Genomic DNA, 21,933 nt, shown 5'->3' on the forward strand with positions numbered 1-21,933 from the left:
TTATCATAAAACTTAATAGCACTTATCTTTGTAATATAAACTTGGAAACAGGTAACTGATTTACCTGAATTAGATAGACTCCATTTGTCATAAATGTCGGAAGGTCTATCGTTATAATATTTGAATCGGAATTTGAAACGATCTTATCCAGAACCATTGTGCCTGAGAAATTATAGATCCGTAATTGAGTTTCCGATCCGATAGCAATATCACTAGCAATTTTTACATAGCAAGTATTACTATTGACTGGGTTGGGATAGGTATATACATTTGCGGTTAGGTTTCTTTCTAATGGTCTCATTACTAGGTTATAATTTTCTACAATAGATGCAGGCTCTTCTCCTGAAATCAATACTCCTTTATGATACACCGTTATGTGTTTATTCAATAGCAAAGTATTATTGGGGGCATAAGAATAATCGTCGGTTTGATTGAAGTTAGACCAATCAGATTTTGCTAACCTATAATTAATATTACCTGAACTCGATAAAGGATAAAGTACACCAGTAGATTCGTTAAAGCCTAGTTCAAAATAAGTATCTCCACCCTGAACAGCAGGATTTACATTTACAAAATTTCCATAAACTTTGCCATTCCCTAATTTAACGTAATCGAAATAAACATTAAGGTTTGTGCCTCCATCCTTCGTAAACCAATACCTTACTTTTATGTCTTTATAATCGAGTGGAATATTTCCTTCATTATTAATAGCTACATAAGTACTTATTGTATTTGAATTAGCTATGGTCTTGGAGTCTGAATAAATTTTAATACTTTGTGATACTGTTGATTGCAAAGGTTCTGTTCCCCAAATTAATTTTCCATTTCTATAAGCAGTAATTTTATTTTGAAAAACGTAAGAAGAAGCATCTATCCATGAATAATCGTCATTTTCGCTTAACAGACTCCAATCTGTATTGGCTAATCTCGATTGAATAATACCAGAAACACTATTTGCATTGATGTTTCCAGCTGTAGGTAAGAAACTGTATTCTACATAACCCAATGCACCATTACGTGGCATTGGCAAGGCAACATAAGTCATTTTTACATTACTATTTCCTAAAGGTGTATAATCAATGAATGTATTAACCCCTGTATAATTCTCGGGGGTTAACCAATAGCGAATAGTAATTTCACTTAATGGGATTGTCTTTGTGCTTTCATTCACTAACGTTAAATATGGTCTGATTTGATTGTTGGTTGTATTTCTGTCGCCATCTTGATACTTGATTTTTATAGTTGAAAGAACCGTAAAAGTTTGAGAAACCTCCGAGGCAGCAATATAGGTAGCGTCACCCAACTGCAAAGCCGTGATTGTTACTGTTCCAACTCCAATAATCTGAACCTTACCATTCACGATTTTTGCAACAGAAGTGTCTGAACTAATAAAGGCTACAGCCAAACCAGATGAAGCTATTGCTACTATGTCGAAATCAGCATCATCAACATATTTTGCTGAGATAGATGACAACGAAATAGTCTGACTTAGTTTTGAAACTGTAAAAGATTGAGAAACGCTATTTGCTTTGTTATATAATTCATTTCCAGCTTGTAAAGCGGTAATCGTTGTACTTCCGGCTGCTACAATATGTATTTTCCCATTTAGAATGGTAGCAACGGTTGTATCAGAACTTATGTATGAAACGGGTAGTCCAGCACTAGTAATGGCTTGTGGGTCAAAGTCAGTATCTCCCACATATTTAGTAGGAATTTGATTAAAGCTAATAACTTGATTGTCCTTTACAGTTATCGTCATGGTGGTACTATTTGAACCAAACCCGTTAGATGCACCAATTGTTATTGGGAAAGTGCCTGCTGTAGTTGGTTTACCAGTTATTAAGCCCGTACAGGCGTTTAAGGTAAGCCCAGATGGTAAACTAGTAGTAGAAGTTAGTGTGGGATTGTTATTAGCACCAATAGTATAATTAAATACAGAGTCTACAGAAGTAACAGCATTGGTTATACCAGTTATTTGTGGTGCCGAGCCAAGTATTCCATAAAACTCAACCTCTGCAACATTACCAAAGCCATTATTGGGCGACAAATAACGTATATATCTAAACGGAGTATTGTTGCTAATAGTCTGTTCTGTTATTACTCCAACAGTTGGCGCTGTGGTTACTGTGTATAAAGTAGTAGGGTTACTAAAGTCTGCAGTATTTGAGCCTTGAAAAACACCCCCAATCATACGGTTTGCATTGGTTGACCGTGGAGCATATCGAACCTTATTGATAGAGCCCCAAATGCCTAAATCGTACCCAATCCAAGCAGTACCTACAGGGGCATCAAAAAATGTATTGATGTTTCCATCTACAGCGGCTTCTTTGGTGGCTGTAGCTACATTTCCCCATGAACCTGCTGTTCCTATTATTGTGCCTGAAAGTTTATTCGGAATGGATAAACTATTGGCTGTTCCATTTGAGCTTTCTCCAAACTGGTTAACTGCTGAAACCACGTAAAAAACATTATTGGCAGTACAATACGTATTACTGGAGTCTCCATAAGTATTTGTGGTAGCAGTACCAATGGTTGTATAGGCACCTGAACTAGAATTGGCTCTTTTGATATTATAAGAAGTTGCTCCATCAACAGCATTCCAATTTAAAGATACTTTATTGTTTGAACGATTCAGGTTTAACCCTGTGGGTGTTATGGGGGTATTGTTGCCAGCTAATATAGTTCCTGTAGTGGTAACATTATCAAAATATGCCGTTGTTGGTACTGTGCTTGTCCATCCATTACTTACAAATAATCCTGCATAATAAGATGAGCTTGCCATAGGAATTGTAGCTGAGCCAACTTCATACCATGTCACGCCATCTCGTGATTGATATGCTGTAAAGATGTTACCTGTACGTGTTAATTTAAACCAGACCGTAAGTGAAGTAAACATATTGCCGTTTGTCCAAGAACCATTGCTTCCTGTTGAAGTACGGCGAGTAAACCATACTTTTCTAAAACCATTATCATGAAGTCCAATAGATGCCATTGTAGCATTCGGACTAAAAGATTCACGCATGACGATACCAACTCTATCAGCACTGCTGCCTGATAAATCGACATCGTGTAAACGCCCAGAAATAGTAAAATCTCCAGAGACATTTACATATACAAACCCATGGCTATCCGAAGTTCCTCCAAAAGAAGACCCTGTTCCTTTTATAATAAAGGTTTTATTATTTACTGCATTATAGGTTGCAGTGGCAGTTACTGGTACTGTCCCAATATCTCTTATTGCCCAATCTTGTGGCATTGTAGAACTACCGTTTACAGGTGTAACGCTTACTTCAGAAGAATAGCTGCCAGTACCTGCACTATTGATGGCAGCGACTCTATAATAATAAGTTGTACCATTTGTTACACTTTCATCTACATAAAATAATTTTATATCGAAATTGTTAGTAGCTATGGTTTGAAACCCGCTACCAGAACTGGTTGAGCGTTGTATAACATAACCACTTGCGACATCTCCAGCAGGTTGATTCCAAGATAATTCTACACGAGATATACTCGTTTTAGCCGTTAGATTTGTAGGCGATGCTGGAATGGAAAGTGGTGTAAAAGGAGACAGCGTAGCATCTAATGTGAATGATAAAGCATTGTACCCAGAGTATTCTCCTGATGTGGGCTGAATGCCACGAAGTTTAAGCAATGCTTTAGTATAAGGAACATTAAGCCCTTTGTTAACAGCAAAATGATTGTATATTATCTCTAATTGCGGATTACCCGAAATCCTGCTAGACCCAAAAGGAGCGAGATAATAAAAATGATTATTGGAACAATCGTTATATTCTGTCCAGACTACTGGATAATTCAAATTATATTTACTATAGTATTCAGAGGCTGCTAATAATCTATTGTCAGCATAACTGAATAGGTCAATACCTTGATTATAGGCTGATTGACAAAACTCTGCAGCACAACCAGGCCCAATTTCGGCATGGGGTTGGTCACGCCCCATCTCGACAACTTGTCCAGTAACTGATGGAACCATATTGAGAATACTCCCACCGCCTGTGCCATTTTTGTAATAATCAACAGCTTCGTTGAATTTAGCTTGGTCATCACAAAAAATACCAATATAAAGAATATTGGCAGCAGCCGGTAAATCCCAACTAGACCAACTACCACAACCTCCAATAAAATTGTGACAAGCTGGATAAAAATAATTAAGACACATGTACTTAAATTTATCAATATCGGCCTGAGCCCAACCCGGATAAGTACGAGCTATTTCTGCTGCTTGTACCATCGTCATGATTGGTAATTGAAATAGTTCGCCTGTTACAACAGCATTGATTTTGTTCGACCAAGCATTTAATATATTCACAGCACATCGAGCATAGGTAGTATCACCTGTTACATGCCATCGTAATAAATTATAATATGCTGCTGTTGCATCTCTAGCAGCTTGCTGACGAATACCATTTGAGCCTCCAATAGTAGTAGAAGGGTTGGCAACATAGGTTTTTTGTGCCTTAGCATCCTGAATCATATTATTCCAGCCATCAATCCACGGGTGTTCTTGGGCTAATACCTTTGTTTTTATTCTATCCAAATCAGCCATAGTGTGTACTCCACCTGGATGCACAAATGTCTGAGCATTCAGCGTAGTTATACGCATAATAATCATTGTCAGTAAGACAATTAAGCATTTACTTTTTTTCATAATCAAAAAGGTTTTTAAATTTTATACATTTGTTAGCATTTATTATTTTTACTGTCATTATAATGGTTGTAAAAAACATATTTAAAATGTTTTTTAGAGGTAGAATGAGACTTCATTAAGTTTAGAGTTCTAGTTTTTGAATTTCGTTTTCTAGAATTTTAATTTATTTTTCATACACTGTTTCAAAGACCTATTTGAACTTTGTCAATACAATACCTTGTAAGTATGAAAGCTTTTTTAGGAAAGAAGATGATTGATAAAATGAGAATAGTATATCTTTATTCCTATGGTTTGCTGAAGCTTTATATCATATACTATTGTGTTAGGGTTGATTTTTTTATTTAATAAATTGTTTAATCGATTAAGCATTTACATGTAATTTTAATTTTTTTTGTCTCATCTTTTCTTCTGAAATGTTTTATACTTTTCTATACATACTGAAATAGTATGTATAGGATTTGTTATACTCTTTTTAATCGAAAAAATATTAATAATTTTAGAAAATATTTGTTTTAAGGGTAATGCTGGACAATAAATACATTAAATATGACAGCATGAGTCTAATAGGTTTTGAAATAAGCAATACTCATTAGGGGATGAGTAGATAAGTTTTATACATCCATAAGAAATTTGTTTAAATAAATAGAAAAACTATGAATTACGTCTAATAGTATATAGCTCTGTTTCTTGTTCTTTTCCTCTTAAAACCACCTTATCGGCAAGGGCAATTTCGTACTTTTTATGCGTACTTGACCATTTTTTTATATTTTTCGAAACCAATATGTCAACGTTATATTGGCTACAAAGGCTCATGATTCTGGCACAAGTATTCAGCACGTCTCCGTGATAAACAATACATTTTTTCATTGATTTAATTACAGTTACCGTAACAGTTCCTTCATGGATAGCGGCCCTGAAATGGGGTACTTCACCAAATGTTGCTAAAAAATGTTGTTTTTTGTGTTCAATTGCTCGGCAAAAATCAAAGTACAAATTGATAGGAGCAGCGGTTTTACTGGCATAATCGCTTTGCCAAAACAAAACGGCTTCATCACCCACAAACTGATACAAATTTGCCTTGTGCTGATAAAGGCAGTCGGTCAATAAGGCAAAACATTCATCTACCAACTGGCTGTATGTTTTATGACCAAGTTTTTCTGCCAAGCGTGTAGAAGATTTTAAATCAATAAAAATAAAGGTCAAAATTTCTTCTTTAGGTTGTTTGTATCGCCCAACTAGTGAATCTAAAATGGCAGCAGGTTCGAGGTATTCGGTAGCTGCTGCCCAAATATTTAGGGCAATACTAAACACCAGTAAATAAATAAAAACAGCGATGAAAGTATCGCTTTTGATAAAATTAGGGAGGTCGTTGAGAACATTCTCTATCGGTTCATTTTTATTTTCAAAAATGATAAATAAGCTAATTTCGCCCAAAATGATGGTAGTGATAATCAATCCATATTTATAAAGTACAAATTTTAGGAATGAATATTTTGTCCATTTTTCAAACACAAGTAATTCAGCTATGCCGATGACAAGCGAAATACAAAAGCCAATTGCCATACTTAGCGGAACAATCACAAAACGAGAGCTTTGTTTAATCAGAATGATTTCTTCTGTACCCAATAACTTTACATAAAAGAACAATCCAATTCCTGCAGTGTATAAAGCTGAAAGCATTAGTGTCGTGATGATTTTGTGATAAGGTATTTTAACATTTGCCATACATCTGTTTAGCCACTAATACACAGAGTAGCGTATCAGTGGCTAATGAAAAGTAAAAATTTTATTTACCAATTAAACTATTAAGTTCTGCCACAGCTACCAAGTAGGATAATTCGGCGGCATAAAGGTCTGCTTCGGCTTGTGCCAAATGGGCTTGTACTTCAAGCATTTCTGTTTTAATATTCATGCCTGATGCACTTTTATCGTGTTGTTCTTTAAGGGCATCGTGGCGGTACTTCACTACTTTTTGAGCAACGCCAATCAGAATTTTTGATTGATTTACTTTTCGCCAAGCTTTTTCTACTTCGCTATTCAACTGATTTTTAAGATAGGAAATATTTTCTTCGGCTTGCCTTACTTGAAAAATTCTTTGGTTCAACACTTCTTTGTTGGTGAAGAGGTCTTGCAAATTCCATTTCAGATTTAACCCAACAAAAAAGTTTACCGTTGGTAAAATCGGATTTCCGTATTGATACGAGTAACCTGCAACAGCTCCAAGGTCTGGAATATTTCCTTGTTGGGCCGCTTTTACGCCAAGTAAAGCTTTTTCCTTTGTAATTTGTGCTATTTGCAAATCTGGATTGGCGACAGCATCAGCTTTATATTCGTCCAATACTTTCAGCGATTCGTTACGCAAATCTATATCTTTTATGACTAATGAATCAGCCTTGATATTGCTTAGGTAGCTCAAATCACTGAGATAATCTTGAACTTGCATTGTCAGTTTCATATTGTTTTGTTCTTCTTCGGCAATACTTGCTTGTAAACCTGCAATGCTTACACTGATGATTTTCCCTGCATTCAACGCTCCTTCGGCATCATAAAGTTTGGCTTTGGCAAGTGCCAATTTTGCTTTTGATTCTTCTGCTTTTTTCTGAACGATTAATACGCCATAATACAGTTTTTCAATCGACAAACGTAATTGCTGACTGGCTTTTAGTTTTTCTTTTTCGGTTAATTGAATATCAAGACGGTTGAGGTCTAAACCTGTTTTGATTTTCCCTTGCTGACTAATAGGCTGATATACAGACAAACCTATGCCATAAGTATGGCGTTCGCCAAGGGTAAATTTGCTACTTTCTTGAGGTAACAATTGCTCTGTACCAGTATTGGTTGTTACCGAGCCAAGTACACCCGCAGGAATAGTCAATTCTGCCAGTTTGAAATTATATTGATAGTTTCCGTCCATTGATGCCGCAGGATATTTTCTAATATTATCTTCACTGAGTTTACTCTTTTTTTCCAGAATTTGCCAATCTTTAATCGTCAGTAATTGATTAGTTTTCATGGCTGATTCTACCAATTCTTGTAAAGAATATGTTTGCTTCGACTGTGCCTTCAAGCCAAAAGCATTCATTAATAAAACGAGGAGCAATACAATTTTGCTTTTGATATTAAGCTTCATGGGAAACAAGTGTTTTTTAATCTTGTGAAAATGGATTTTTATCTTTGGGATTTATCCAACCAATGTACAGCACTGGCACGGTTAGCAATGCCATAATCATACTCCAGACCACCCCAAAAGCAAGTACGCTGGCCAATGGTGCCCACATGGCAGATTTAGAAATAATCATGGGCATTACCCCAATAGCCGCCGCCATAGCCGTAAGAAAAATAGGACGCAAGCGACGTTGAGCTGCAAGGATAGCTGCCGTTCGGATGTCCATGCCTTGCTGAATCAAAATATTAGTATAGTCCACCAAAATAATGGCATTCCGAACTACAATTCCCGACAGGGCAATCAAGCCAATAAAAGCGGTGAAACTAAAGTTGTTTCCTGTAATGTATAATCCGAAGATTGCTCCAAACAAACTCAAAGGAATGGTTAGCATAATGATAAATGCTTCTTTGAGATTTTTGAACTGGAAAAGTAAGATAAAGAAAATCAGTACTAAACTAATCAGCATGGCACTCACCATATCAACAAATACTTCGTCTTTGTTGGCTTCTTCGCCGCCATATTCAATTCGATAACCGCTTGGCAATTGTAATTTTTCGGTGTCATCTTTTATTTCACCAAGCAATTCGGCTGGTAAAACATTTGGCATGGTTTCACTTTGTACCGTTAGGGTTCTTACGCCGTTTCGGTGCATTATTTTACCAGTTTGCCATTGTGGAATCAAGTCAGCAATTTGTCGTAGGGGTACATCTTCATTGGTTACAGGCGATGTCAGATATGTATTTTCTACATCTTGTGCATCTTTTCGGCGGTCTTTGTCCAAACGTAATACAATATTTACAGGATTATTTCCTTCATAAATCGTAGAAATTGGATAACCACTAAAGCCAGTATAGACCATCTGAGCAATACTTGACGTAGTAAAACCAAGTTTTTGGGCTTCTTCTTTTACTTTTATATCAATACCATAACTATCTTCTGCAAAATCATTTCTTACTAAAAAACTCCTTTTGCTTTTCTTCAAAATGCTTTCGACCTGGCTACCAATATTTTTAAGTTGAGCGATGTCTTCGCCTATAATTCGTACTTCAACGGGAGCAATCAATTGCGAACCTTGTTGCATGAGTTTTACAAAAAAAGTACCTTCGGTAGTAAGGGTTTTTACTTTTTCTCTGAGTTCTTCGCTAAGTTCTTCGGCCGTTTTTTCGTTGGTTGTGTTTACTAAAATAATTCCGTAATTGGTTGTTGGTACTTCTGGGGCGAAATTGTAATAAAATCTTGGTGCCGATGTACCCACAAACGTAGCGAAATCATTTACTCTTTTATCTTTTTTGATAAGTTTTTCGGCTTCTAAAATGACCTCTTGTGTTTTGGCAACTTTTGTGCCTGTGGGCATCCATACTTCTACGATAAACTGATTGCGTTCTGCTGGTGGAAAAAAGAGTTCTCTTACCCCATGAGTCATCAAAAAGTACGCTGCCATTACCGAAATCATACTTCCCAAAATGGTCAGTTTAGGAAATTTAACACACCAGTCTAATGCTACGTTGTAGCCATCTTGCATATAGGTCAAGACCGATTTTTTTTCTTTCTTGTGACTACTTTCATCGCCGTGGTTATGCAAACCTTTTTTGATAAAAGTATAGCACAACAAAGGCGTAAGTACCAAAGCCACAAAGTATGAGGCAATGAGGGCAATCGCAACCGTAATGGGCAAAGTAAAGATAAATTCACCGGTTGAACCTCTTAGCAAAACCATTGGCATAAACGAAGCAATAATGGTAATCGTAGCCGCTAAAACTGGAATGATGAGGTCGTAGGCACTTCGCCAAGCGGCATCCCAGCGGTTTACGCCTTCGTCTAACAGTTCAACATAATTATCAGCAATTACAATGGCATCATCCACAACCATTCCCAGTACTAAAATTAATGCAGCCAGTGAAACTTGATGTAATTCTATGCCAATGGTATTCATCAAAGCAAAAGTTAAAGCTACTGTTACGGGTATTGCCATCGCTGCTACCGAGGCAATTCTTAAAGGTAACAACAGGATTACAACCACAATTACCGAAACTATTGCCAGAAAAAACTCTTTGATGAAGTGTGAAATATTTTTATCGACCAAAGTGGGCTGCGATACCAAGGTGGTTACTTTGATATTGGAAGGAATCAACTTTTGGGCTTCCTTTATTTTTTTGTCTACTTGTTTGCCAAAATCTACGATGTTGTTGCCTTCGTGCATTTGTATAGAAAGCAACATGGCTTTGTTGCCATTTACGGTAATGATACTTTCTGGCTCGGCATAATCTCTTTGTAAAGAAGCCACATCGCCCAATTTCACCACTGCCCCAGCCGCAGAATTACCGATGATTTGATTCGCCAAATCGTTTTCTGTGCGGTAGTAGCCACTGGTATAAAGTGAAGTTTCAGCATTTTCGCTTTTTACTTTTCCCGTAGCATTGATGCTATTTTGTGATTGCAACAAATCGGCTACTTGTCCAAGATTGATGCGATAACGAGATAATTTTTCAGAACTCGACGACACCACAATTTCCTCTTGCTGTTCGCCGATGCGTTTTACTTTTGAAGCCGCAGGCAAAGTACGAATGGCGGCTTCCATTTTTTGGGTATAAGCCTTTAGCTGTTCATAAGTGGCACTATTACTTTCTAAGGCAATTACCATTGCTTCGGTATCGCCAAAGTCGGAGTCCACAACGGGGCCTTGCACGCCTTTGGGTAAATCTACTTCTTTTGAAATCAACAACTGATGTCTGAGCTTATTCCAAAAAATATCGGGTTGTTTTACTTTTTCGGTAAGTTCTACATTGATAATCACCATGCCGTCTTTGGTAGTAGAATAGGTTTTGGTTTTATCTACTTCTTCGTATTGAAAAAGATATTGCTCCAGTTTTTTGGTTACTTGGTTTTCTACTTGTACGGGTTTTGCTCCGGGAAATAGAGCAATCACAAGTCCCTGACGAATCGTCACTTTGGGGTCTTCTCGGCGAGGCATTTCGAGTAATGAATTTACGCCAATGGCAAAGAGCATCAACAAGACCGAGAGCGTAAGATGCTTATATTTAAGTGCTGCTTCTATAAAGTTCATGTGACTAATTATTTTGAAAGGGTGATAAGTGAGCCGTCTGAAAGCTTCGCTTGTCCTGATGTTACTACGGTTTCGCCCAAGGATAGGCCAGCAACTATTTCAATTTTGTTGTTGACAATTTTACCGAGGCTCACATTACGTTTGAAAGCCTTGCCCGATGTTTTGTCCACTACAAAAACATAACTTTGGCTATTGGCATCATTACCAATGCAAGAAGAGGGCAATAAAATACTTTCTTTGCTCTGGTTGTTATTCAATTTTACCTCAGCAATCATCCCCGGCCGAATGTGCAAACCTTTGTTTTCTACGGTAACTTTTACGGTAAATGCTCTGGTAGCTGGGTCAGCAACAGCTCCTACTTCGCTTACTTTTCCTTCAAAACTTTTACCCAATGCACCAATATAAATATGGGCTACTTGTCCGATGCGGATATGTTGGAGTTCAGATTCTGGAATAAAAGCCGATACAAGTACTTTTTGAATTGCTGAAAGTACAAATAGCGGCGTACCTACGCCCACAATTTCCCCAACTTCTGTTTGTTTACTTAGCAAAACACCACTGATAGGCGAATACAACTTGGTATCTTCTACATTTTTGGCTTGGAGTTTTTGTTGTAATTGGGCTTCTTCCAACGAAAAAGAAACTTTAGAGAAGTCACTTTCGCTAACGCTTCCTCTTGTACGTAACTGTTTCAAACGATTGTATTCATCGGTAGTGGCATTTACTTGTACATCCGACAATTGCTTGGCAATCAAATAATTACTGGGGTCTAAACTGGCTATTAGTTGCCCTTTTGAAACATTTTGTCCTTCTTTAGCGTGAATACTTTTTATTTTACCCGCCACCATAAACCCTAAACGGGCTGTATTAGAACCTTCAACGCTACCACTGATCGCAATTTCTGTGTTGATAGTTGTGCTTGCTACTTGTTCGGTTTTTACAAGAACGGCTTCTGTTTTTTGTACTTCTTTTGTTTGGCCACCGCACGCTATAAGCAATAGGGCAAGTGGCATGATATAAAATTTCATGTGCTTGTTAATTGATGGATTTGACGAATTGAATTAGAAGAAAAATTACTTGGGACATCATTAAGCAACAAAGTATTGCTCTTGCATGATGATATTTTTCATGCCTAAAAAATGGAGTACTTCATTGATTCTTTCTGAAAATTGAGGATTTCCCGAAATTGTAAAGCACATAGTTGGAGCAGTATTGGCATTGATAACCGCCTCGATATTGTCTTGATTCAGTAGACCGTCCTTTTCAGTGTAAGAAGATTCATAACTGATATACAATTGTGAGCTAAAATGACACTGGAGAATGTGTAATTCTTTCCGAAAATCGAAAAGATGATTAGATGAAAAATAAAGTAAAGAGACTTGGGCATGATTTGCCAGTCTTTCTTTGATAACAGGAAAAACAGAAGCGATTCCTGTATGATATGCCAAAAAGATATGATGCGTTTCCATATTTCTCTATGCCTTTTTGATTGATTAATGACAATGCAAAGCACGCATGAATTATGGTGAAAACTTTTCATATATATTAAAAAGTGAAAAAAGGCTGAAATTATTTTCTGCCTCTGATAACACTTAAAGTCTGTTGAGTAATGCCCAAATAAGAGGCAATATGCCCTAATGACGCTCGAAGTAAAATTTTAGGGCTTGTTTCAAGAAGATTGGCATAACGCTCTTCGGCATTATGAAATTGAAGATATTCAAGTTTGAGAGCAAAGGCATTGAGGATGTCTAAAGAAACACCAAAAAAGAAACGTTGAATACTTGGGTATTTGATGAATAAATCTTGTAAATCAGCATAATGAATTACTCGAAGCTTTGTTTCTTCTAAAGCTTCCCAGCCATAAGGCTCTTCTTTATTATAAAAAACACTGTTGAGTGGAGCAGTGAAGGTATCTTCATCAAAAAAGAAATGAGTAATGTCTTTTCCGTCTTTGTAATAATAACAACGAAGTAAACCTTTTTCGATAAAATAAACTTTTTTTGAAAAACTATGTGGTTGGATAATCGTAGTGCCTTTGGCATAGTCTTCTTCCTTAAAAGACTTTGCTAATACTTCGTTTTCTTCTTCTGTAAAATTTATTTCTTTATTGAAAAATTGTATTAAATCCATCGATTTTTAATATATGAGTAACACAAAAGTACATCTTTAATAGAAAGATGTACTTTTGTGTTAAGGGTTATTATTCATAAACGGAGTAAACTTTTGTATAATACTTTTTATAAAGCGATTGTGCTACCGCATTTACTTGATTTATACTTTGGGTAGGGAAGTTCTTTTGGCTTGTTACCCATTTCCATTCCCATTGTCTGATTTCTTTTTCAAAAGCCTCTGTATCCATTTTTTCGTCTTTTTCTAAGGCAAGCGCTACTTTATTGAAAAATTGTTGCCAACGAGGTTTATAAAAATCATTCAATAAACCACTCCATTGTCGATTGGCGTATTCGTGAAGAGGACTGTTGGCATCACCCCAGAGCGTAATTAAATCACGGGCATTTTGTTCGTACAAAGCTTTTTCGGCTGGATTTGTCCCTTGGTCACGAGCTGAGGCTATCCATGGACCAAGCATAAAATCTTTTCGGGTAGCCAATAGTTGGTCTAAATCTTCAATGAGTTCAATGTACTCCTGACTGTATTTTTTAAAATTCGCTAAGTCTTTCTGTCGATAAGCAGTTACCCATTTTTTCTGTAAAGGCAAGGCATAATTTGCCAATACTTGACGACTGATGTCGATTAAATCGTACTGGAAACCATCGTTTTTGCCACAATCTCCAATAGATTCTACCATCAATTTCCAAGCTGGTAAAAGGTCTTTAGGTAAATAGTTGAGTCTGGTTCTTGTCCAGATAGTAGTAGAATCGAAAGTCGGTCGACCTGTAATGATTGATTCTGCTCCATCACGAATATCTTTTCCGTTATAGGCTGTTTTTTTCAAAATTTGCCATACTTCTTGAGTTTTTGGCGTAAGTTTCCCATAACGATTCAGTATATAAGTATCCAACCATTTGTCTAAATCTAAAGGCGTATTTTCCCACACATGACGCATCGTGAGTTCATATAAAACAGGGTTTTGCTCGATGGCTTCCATCGTCAAACCTATTCCTTTCAAGTCTCCTTTATTCGGACTATTCAAGGCTTGAATTGGGCCATTGACTACGCCTTCGATTCTTCCAAAAAGGTTTACGTTTCCTCCAAAATTATGAAGCATGTTCCAAATCCACGGTTTGCCATAATATGCTTGTGTGCGTTTCCAAACGGGTTCAATTTCTGTTGCCAAATCCAAGAGTAACATTTTATCATTCGGAACAGCATCCAACAAAGCTTTGATTTGTGGTTCTTTCCAGAATTTTCTATCGCTATAAAATAGCCATCCTTGCATTACCCAAACGGCTTTTGGGTCGGCTTGTTTCATGCCTTCATATACTCTAGTACTTAGTTTTGATAAAAAAGCGGGGTCGTCGGTTGGTGGTTCGTTTTCGTTAAAAGTATCAGCCGAATAGAAGTGATTTGTTCCAAAAAGTTGTGTTTGTTTTTGTAGAAATTTCTTTCCGATTTCTGCAAAAAGTGGATCTTCCGAGTCGAGAATATAAGTATCTGCAAAGCCGTTTGTCCAGTTGGTCGCTTTTAGTTTTGCTTTTGGAAAATGCTCTTTGAAAGCCGACGGCACGTGTCCTGTGAAGGCAGGCAAAACGGGCGTCATGCCCAAAGATCTTTGGCGAGCAAGAATTTTTGTTTGTAAATTTTTATGGTTTTTCATCCAACTGATTGGGAGAGGCCCACCCCAGCCATCAAGATTTCCCATCCAAAACCATGAAAAATATGCTGGTCCGCTGAAAAACGAAGCTAAGTCGTTATCACTAAACCCCATTTCTTTATAAACTTCGTACCAAGTATATTCTTCGCCCGTGATTGCCAAAGGCATATTGATTCCGTGAAGAGCCATCCAGTCGATTTCCTTTTCCCAACGTTTCCAGTCCCACCAACTCATACTGTAATTGAAAGTACAGTAATTGAGATAATAGCGATATTCAAAAGAAGTGTTTTTATGAACTTTGGTTTTAAGAACGGGCAAGATTTTCGGAAGCTGTAAGTTTGTGCCATTCCAAGTGATTTGGCAGTGGCAGTACTCATTTAAGTAATGATTCAGAGCAGAAGCAATACTTACGCCCGAACTTCCTTTTAAGATGATTTTTCCGCTTTTACTTTCAATTTCAAAAACATCTTTCCCATTTTCTTGTGGAATATTGGCTACCTCAAAATACTGAGCTTTTTGCGGAATGATACGTTTGATTAATGCCTTTGAAGCTGCTAAATCTGCCTGACTATAAGCAAAATTCACAGCAAGTAAAAGCAATACAATACTTTGGTTAAATAATTTGGACATAGTTTTTAGGGGAGTATTGGATGATGATTTTGTTCTGATTCATAAAAGCGACTGAACTTGAAACTATACTTTCAAGAACCATTTCTGACGATATAAAAAGTATAAAAATCCTAATTGTACTATCACTATTCCGTCTGCCAAAGCTACTGCTTGCCATGAAGCCTCTATTTTACTAATCAATCCACCGAATAAGTAAATAGCAGTGGCTTCAAAATCAATTAAACCGTGAGCAGCCAAGTAAATCGTAATGGAGTTCATACCAATCCAAACGAATGGAGCTATCCAAAACTTGATTTCGAGTACGTCGATAATTAAGTAAAAGAAAGCCATGAAAAGTAAACTAAAACCACCTGAACAGAGTACAAAGGAACTCGTCCAAAGGATTTTATTGATAGGGAAAAATGGATTCCAAAGCCAAGCGAGTACAATTAGTAAAATGCCAACGGCAGCCATTGAAGCTACTTTTTTGAATTTAGAGAAGGTAGAGGAACGTAAGAAATGCCCTGTAAAAACGCCCAACAAAGCATTACAAATAGCAGGCAGTGTTGAAAGTAAACCTTCGGGGTCATATACTTTGCGGTGAAGCTTGCCGGGAAGAAAAAGTCTGTCAAGGTAAGCAGCTAAGTTTCCTTCTTTCGTCAATACGCCAGCTCCAAAATCTGGAACAGGAATGTATTTCATCATTAAAAAATAGCCCAGAAGGATACTAAAAAAGAGTATGATTTGGGTTCTGAGATTGGTATAAAGAAATATCAACCCTGCAAAGAAACAAGAAAGAGCTATTCGTCCTAAAACGCTGGCGATACGAGTATTTTCATAACCTTGCCATTTGAATAAACCATTGACAATAGTGCCGAGGATGATTAAAATAATGGCTCTTTTGAATAAACTTTTTAGAATATTGAATGGCGTATTTTTTGGGTTTTCCAATTGCCTGCCAATACTGTATGGCATAGAAATACCAGCAATGAAGATAAACAAAGGGAAAATTAGGTCGTAAAAGGTAAAACCATTCCATTCAGAATGATGCAATTGACTCGACATCCAGTTGGCAGTCGGATTGCCAGAGGCTTTGGCCCATTCATGAATAAGCCCTTCTCCACTAATAATCCAAAACATATCGAAGCCTCTGAGTGCATCCAGTGAAACTAAGCGAGCAGAAGTAATACTTTTTTGCATACTTTTAAACCACAAATATTTAAATCCTAATAATATTAGTTCTTGAACTAGTCAAGCATTCGGACAACGGTATCTCATATATTTTTTTCATTAGGATGAATAACTATACAAACATTAAAGGTTGATTTAATGCTGTATTTACACTTTAATTAAAGTTTGACTTCATAGATATCAAATTGATGTCTATTTTAAGCAAAGGTATTATTCATCATCAAACTAAATTGGCTATGTGTAAAACAGCATAGCCAATTTCACTACTTTATAATCTATTTTTCAATCTTACTCTCCGTAAACTTCAAACTCGCTTAAACCGATGATTGAGTTACTATTTGGTGTACTAAAAGCAATTCTAACCAGCCCAGCTTTTACTTTTTCTTTAAAAGTATGCGTAAGTAAAGTTTCTTTGCTTACTTGTGTGTGTTGCGTTGATAAGGTTATCCAATTGATGCCATCGTTACTAATTTCAATGCTGTAATCAACAAGGCCATCTTGCGGAAAGGCAAGTTTTATTTCTGTGAGGTGGTAGGTATTTTCTAAGTCGATTTGTAACCATGCCACTTTGTTATTGCCTTGTGCTTGCCAATAGGTTTGAAGCGAACCATCGTTTACATAACGCCCTGTATGGCTTGCTTCTTCGCTTGATACTCTGGTTGGACGGTTGAATACCAAATTCACTTTTCCTTTACGTTCGGCAGGCATGATGTCGTCAAATTTCACATAAGGACGTTCTGCAATTTTGGGTGTTTTACTCGCCAAATATACAGGGGCATTTTTAGAAATAATCGTGATAAAAGCATCGGGCAAGCCAGCCGAAGAGGCTTTTATCACCGACGTACCAGCATAATGTGAACGGAACTCAATCGCCGCTTTTCCATCTCTTATGGCAATATTAGATTTATTAGAGAAAGATATGGATGAACCACCTGGAAACTCGCCTGGGCCAGAAACCAAGGTGAGCGTTACATCGGGCGAACTGCTCAATTCTCTGCCTTGTGCATCCAGTACTGTTACCAACAAATGTACGTCGTCGGTGCCGTCGGCTTGTTGAATCACGGTTTTATCAGCACTCAATTTGAGTTGAACGGGTGTTCCTGCTACAGTTGGTGATGGCGGTTCTATGCCTCGGTATGATTTACGATACCAATACCATTTATTTTTTGGAATGCGTTGATAATCAATGATTCCCATTTGACCTAATTGCCCTGCATGAGTTCCATAATCAAAACCCGACCAAATGGCTTGTCCGCTTCTCCATTCAAATTGTGGTTGTGATTCCATATCACCCCAACCAGCGTCGTATTTGCCCGGACGAAAATCAATCACCGAACCATATTCGCTTACCACACTGGCAACACCCGGTTTGATAAACAACCTTGCACCGTCGCCATTGTAGCCAGCAATATCGCCCAATTTATCAATTTCGCCTCGTTGCGAACCACCGATAGCCGCCGCCCGTGTTGGGTCGAGTTCGTGGCTGTATGCTACCAATTCTTTCAAAAGTTCACGTACTTTTGGCATGGTACTTTGATGCGTAAAGAACGGCTCGTTACACATACTCCAAGTAATGATAGAAGGGTGATTGCGATTGACCCGAATCATTTCTCTTAAACTGGTTTTCAAACTTTCGCCAAAAGGCTTGCTATCTTCATCGTAGTAAGGGTAAGTACCTGGTCCTTGAAACCAACCACCTTCACCCGTAGCACCGCCAACACCCCAAAAATTATTTTCAGACCAAAACAACATCCCTAATTTATCGCAAGCATCGGCAAAAGCAGGGTCGTGTGGGTAATGCGACCCACGGATAAAGTCAAATCCTGCGTCTTTGATTAATTGCACATCTCGGTAAAAACCTGTATTCGTTACGGCACTCGACCAACCAGCATGGTCTTGGTGTACGTTTGCACCTTTGAAATAATAATGTTCGTCATTCAAGAAAAAGCCTTTATCAGCTGTCCATTCTACCCACCTGAAACCAAAAGGTGTTTCGTATTGATCAAGCAAGATCTTACCATTTTCATATAATTTGCTTACCAATTTATACATAAATGGATGTTCAGGATGCCAAAGTTTGGGCTGAGAAATGCTATTACCTGTTTGCTCGAATGTTGCCAAAGTATTGGCAGCAATCGTTTGGGTAGAAGAAAACGTATCAACCACTTTGCCAGTAGGGTCAAATACAGATGTGCGAAGCTCTATTTTTTTACTGCTATTACTTTTGTTTTCTACTTCGGTACTTACAGATACAAGGCCTTCTTTCGCCGAAACTTTCGGCGTTTTTACAAAAGTTCCGTACCATGCAACGTGCGTAGGATTGGTGACAATCAACGAAACGTCACGATAAATACCACCTGTAAAATTGTGGTCGCCGTTACGTGGGGCAATTCTCGGACTCCAGTGGTTCGACAAGCGAACAGCAAGGGTATTATCACCCACTTTCAGGGCTTTGGTAATATCTACAGCAAAGCCAGTGTAGCCACTTGCGTGTGTACCTACCAATGTACCATTGACAAATATTTCGGCTTCACGGAACGCTCCTTCAAATTCTAAAGCAATGTTTTTATTTTTCCAAGAAGCAGGTACGGTAATCGTTTTGCGGTACCAGCCAAAGCCCACATACCAGCGAGCTTCCTGAAAATACGGTAAGCTAAAATTGTGAGGAAGGTTGATGTTTTTCCATGATTTATCACTGAAAGTTGCTTTTTCGGCTTGAGTTGTATCGCCTAAAAAAAACTTCCACGCTCGGTTGATATTGATTTTACTCCTAACCGACTGTGCTTGCAAGTTACTGCTGAAAAGGCAAAGCAATGCCATTAACCCTATGGTTAGGGTAAACTTACTATTACATTTCATCTGTTAATAAAGATAAATTTTAAAGTGATTCTACAAGATAAACACGTCCTTTTGTGGTGTTGAAAGTGGTTGTATAGCCGAAAGAATCTTTTACAGATTTTACGGTAAGTCCCTTGATAGCTACTGGCGATTGAGTACGAATTACACATTTTTCGCCAACCAACGATTTGATGGTAGCTTGTTTCAAGCTTGCATTTTTCCACTGAATGGCTACTTCAAAGCCATTGCGTGCTTTCAAACCTTTCACCTCACCTTTTTCCCAAACGTTAGGAAGTGCAGGCAACAACTCTATTTCACCTCCGTGGCTTTGCATCAGCATTTCGGCAATACCAGCCGTTCCGCCAAAGTTTCCATCAATTTGGAAAGGCGGATGAGCACAGAAAAGGTTGTAATACGTGCCACCAGCATCCGACATATTAATGGTGTTATTGTAGGTAGGTTTCAGTAAGTTTTGCAATAATTGATGTGCTCGATTACCGTTTTTCAACCTTGCCCAAAAGCTAATTTTCCAAGCCAAGCTCCAGCCAGTACCCACATCGGTACGTACTTCCAACGATTTTTGAGCAGCTTTGGCGTAGTCTGGTGTTTTGTAGGCATCTATCCAAGTACCTGGATAAAGGGCGTACAAATGCGATACATGGCGATGGGTAATATCTCTTTCTTTAAATTCTTCTGCCCACTCCATCAACCTACCATCTGTACCAATTTTAGGAAGCATCAGGTTGTTGAGGGCTGTTTTTATTTTACTTAAAAGTGGATTGTTGTCGTTGAGGTCTTTGGCTGCCAATAACACAGTACTAAAAATTTCCTGAATTACTTCTTGGTCATGCGAAGGAGCCATACTCATCGAAACCACCGAGCCATCGGGGGCATAAAAATTGTTTTCGGGCGAGGAAGTAGGGCCAGAAACAAGCTTGCCTGTGCGTGGGTCTTGCACCAACCAATCTAAATAAAATTCAGCCGATTTGAGTAGCGTTGGATATACTTTTTGTAAATACGTTTTGTCTTTTGTGTAGGTATAATGTTGCCACAAATGTTGAGAAACCCAACCACCCGCAGCTATGTGCATACCCCAACTTGGATGCTCGCCCGGTGCGGTATAGCCCCACACGTTTGTTACAGGATGCACAATCCAACCTTTGGCTTTGTATTGAATAGCAGCCGTGCGTTCGCCGGGTTTTACAATTGACTGAATCAATTCGAGGATGGGCGTATTACATTCAGCAAGGTTTGTTACGTTGGCAGGCCAATAATTCATTTGAGCATTGATGTTCACGTGGTAGTCGCCATTCCAAGGGGTTTGGATTTTATTCGACCACATTCCTTGCAAATTGGCAGGCAAACTTCCTTTTCTCGAAGACGATACCAACAAATAGCGACCAAACTGAAAATACAATTCTTGTATATGCAAATCGTTGGCAGTAGAATTGTTGGTCAAGCGCACATCAGTTGGAATAGTATCAGTACTTATTTTTGATAAATTTAAACTTGCTTTGCTCATCAAAGATGAAAAATCTTGCGTATGATTTTTTAGTACCAACGCATAAGGCTTGGCTGTTACTTGAGCCAATTGTTTTTGCGTAGTTTCTACTGGATTGTCGCCAATAAAAGTTGGATATGCCTGTTTGTAATCGGTAGAAGCAACCACGTATAAAGTAACCTCATTGGCATTCTTCACTTCCAACACGCCATTCTGATAAGAGATACTTCCGCCTTGACTGAGGGCTTTCAAACGAGTAGCATATTTCATGCCATCGCCTTTGTTGCCATTATCCATGCTACCAGTCATCAATAATTGGTCTTTTAAGGTCTGTACTGCAAAACGTTCTGTGCGAGAAAGCGATGCCTTAAAGCTCAAAGCTCCTTTTTTATTGGTGGTAAAACGAATGAGCATGGCACGGTCTGGATAACTCACAAACACTTCTCTTCTAAAATCAACGCCTTCTTGGGTGTAGGCAATGTTTACAAGCCCTTTGCTTAGGTCTAACTTACGGGTATAATTGGAGTAAGTAGCATTTTTTTCAAAATCAATCTTTAAATCGCCTAATAATTGATAACTTCCATAAGGGTCGTTTGTGCCATTTCCTTTGCCCGTACCAACACCTTTGGCGATTTGAGTTTTATTGGTTAGTTCGTTGGCTTCTTTATATTTGCCTTCAAAAAGTAATTGCCTAATTTGGGTCAAATAAGCCGATGCGTCGGGGTTGTCGTTATCGCTTGGGCTTCCCGACCACAAGCTTTTTTCGTTGAGTTGAATGCGTTCTTGATTGACATCACCAAACACCATTCCACCCAAAAAGCCATTACCAATAGGAAAAGCTTTGAGCCATTCGGGGTCGTTGTTCCAACCTTTATTAACATCGGCAGTTGTGGCGTTGGCAGGTTGTTTGTACCACACGTTTAACGGGACTTGCTGTTGGGCAAAAGCCAAACGTACAAAAATACTACATAAAATACACGAAGTTGTAAACTTGTTTAACATCACGAGAGAGTCTTAGGTAAGTAATGATAATTTTGTCGTTATTAAATCTATGCAAAACTATCGTATTTTTATTATATTTTTGGCGGTATAAATATCCAAATAAGGAGGGTATTTCATT

General features: G+C 38.0%; 11 protein-coding genes. All 11 read right to left on the reverse strand.

What is annotated here, in order from left to right:
* Nucleotides 1-22: 22 nt before the first annotated feature.
* The gene (locus tag VB798_RS22595; RefSeq protein ID WP_323689508.1) at nucleotides 23-4,672 is read right to left on the reverse strand and encodes a cellulose binding domain-containing protein; all 4,650 of its coding nucleotides are present in this window, start codon (nucleotides 4,670-4,672) and stop codon (nucleotides 23-25) included.
* A gap of 651 nt (nucleotides 4,673-5,323) precedes the next feature.
* On the reverse strand, nucleotides 5,324-6,397 hold the full coding sequence (locus VB798_RS22600) for an adenylate/guanylate cyclase domain-containing protein (protein WP_323689509.1): 1,074 nt from the start codon (nucleotides 6,395-6,397) through the stop codon (nucleotides 5,324-5,326).
* A 61-nt stretch (nucleotides 6,398-6,458) separates the two neighbouring features.
* Nucleotides 6,459-7,802, reverse strand: coding sequence for a TolC family protein (locus tag VB798_RS22605; RefSeq protein ID WP_323689510.1), 1,344 nt, complete (start codon nucleotides 7,800-7,802; stop codon nucleotides 6,459-6,461).
* A gap of 16 nt (nucleotides 7,803-7,818) precedes the next feature.
* Nucleotides 7,819-10,902 (reverse strand): efflux RND transporter permease subunit, encoded by a 3,084-nt coding sequence (locus VB798_RS22610; protein ID WP_323689511.1) that lies wholly within the window; start codon nucleotides 10,900-10,902, stop codon nucleotides 7,819-7,821.
* A gap of 8 nt (nucleotides 10,903-10,910) precedes the next feature.
* Nucleotides 10,911-11,930 carry an efflux RND transporter periplasmic adaptor subunit gene (locus VB798_RS22615; RefSeq protein WP_323689512.1) on the reverse strand — a complete coding sequence of 340 codons (1,020 nt, stop codon included), beginning with the start codon at nucleotides 11,928-11,930 and terminating at the stop codon, nucleotides 10,911-10,913.
* A 60-nt stretch (nucleotides 11,931-11,990) separates the two neighbouring features.
* Complete coding sequence (locus tag VB798_RS22620; protein ID WP_323327577.1) at nucleotides 11,991-12,371, reverse strand: ferredoxin reductase domain-containing protein; 381 nt, start codon at nucleotides 12,369-12,371, stop codon at nucleotides 11,991-11,993.
* A gap of 100 nt (nucleotides 12,372-12,471) precedes the next feature.
* The gene (locus VB798_RS22625; RefSeq protein ID WP_323689513.1) at nucleotides 12,472-13,032 is read right to left on the reverse strand and encodes a Crp/Fnr family transcriptional regulator; all 561 of its coding nucleotides are present in this window, start codon (nucleotides 13,030-13,032) and stop codon (nucleotides 12,472-12,474) included.
* Nucleotides 13,033-13,102: 70 nt separating this feature from the next.
* Nucleotides 13,103-15,304: an alpha-N-acetylglucosaminidase gene (locus VB798_RS22630; protein ID WP_323689514.1), complete on the reverse strand. Its 2,202-nt coding sequence runs from the start codon at nucleotides 15,302-15,304 to the stop codon at nucleotides 13,103-13,105.
* A 63-nt stretch (nucleotides 15,305-15,367) separates the two neighbouring features.
* Complete coding sequence (locus VB798_RS22635; RefSeq protein WP_323689515.1) at nucleotides 15,368-16,483, reverse strand: acyltransferase family protein; 1,116 nt, start codon at nucleotides 16,481-16,483, stop codon at nucleotides 15,368-15,370.
* A 279-nt stretch (nucleotides 16,484-16,762) separates the two neighbouring features.
* Nucleotides 16,763-19,333 (reverse strand): glycoside hydrolase family 2 protein, encoded by a 2,571-nt coding sequence (locus VB798_RS22640; RefSeq protein ID WP_323689516.1) that lies wholly within the window; start codon nucleotides 19,331-19,333, stop codon nucleotides 16,763-16,765.
* Nucleotides 19,334-19,352: 19 nt separating this feature from the next.
* On the reverse strand, nucleotides 19,353-21,815 hold the full coding sequence (locus tag VB798_RS22645) for a glycoside hydrolase family 95 protein (RefSeq protein WP_323689517.1): 2,463 nt from the start codon (nucleotides 21,813-21,815) through the stop codon (nucleotides 19,353-19,355).
* Nucleotides 21,816-21,933 lie beyond the last annotated feature (118 nt).

Origin of the sequence: Arcicella lustrica, from assembly GCF_034930985.1 — a bacterium.
Taxonomy (GTDB): Bacteria; Bacteroidota; Bacteroidia; order Cytophagales; family Spirosomataceae; genus Arcicella; species Arcicella lustrica.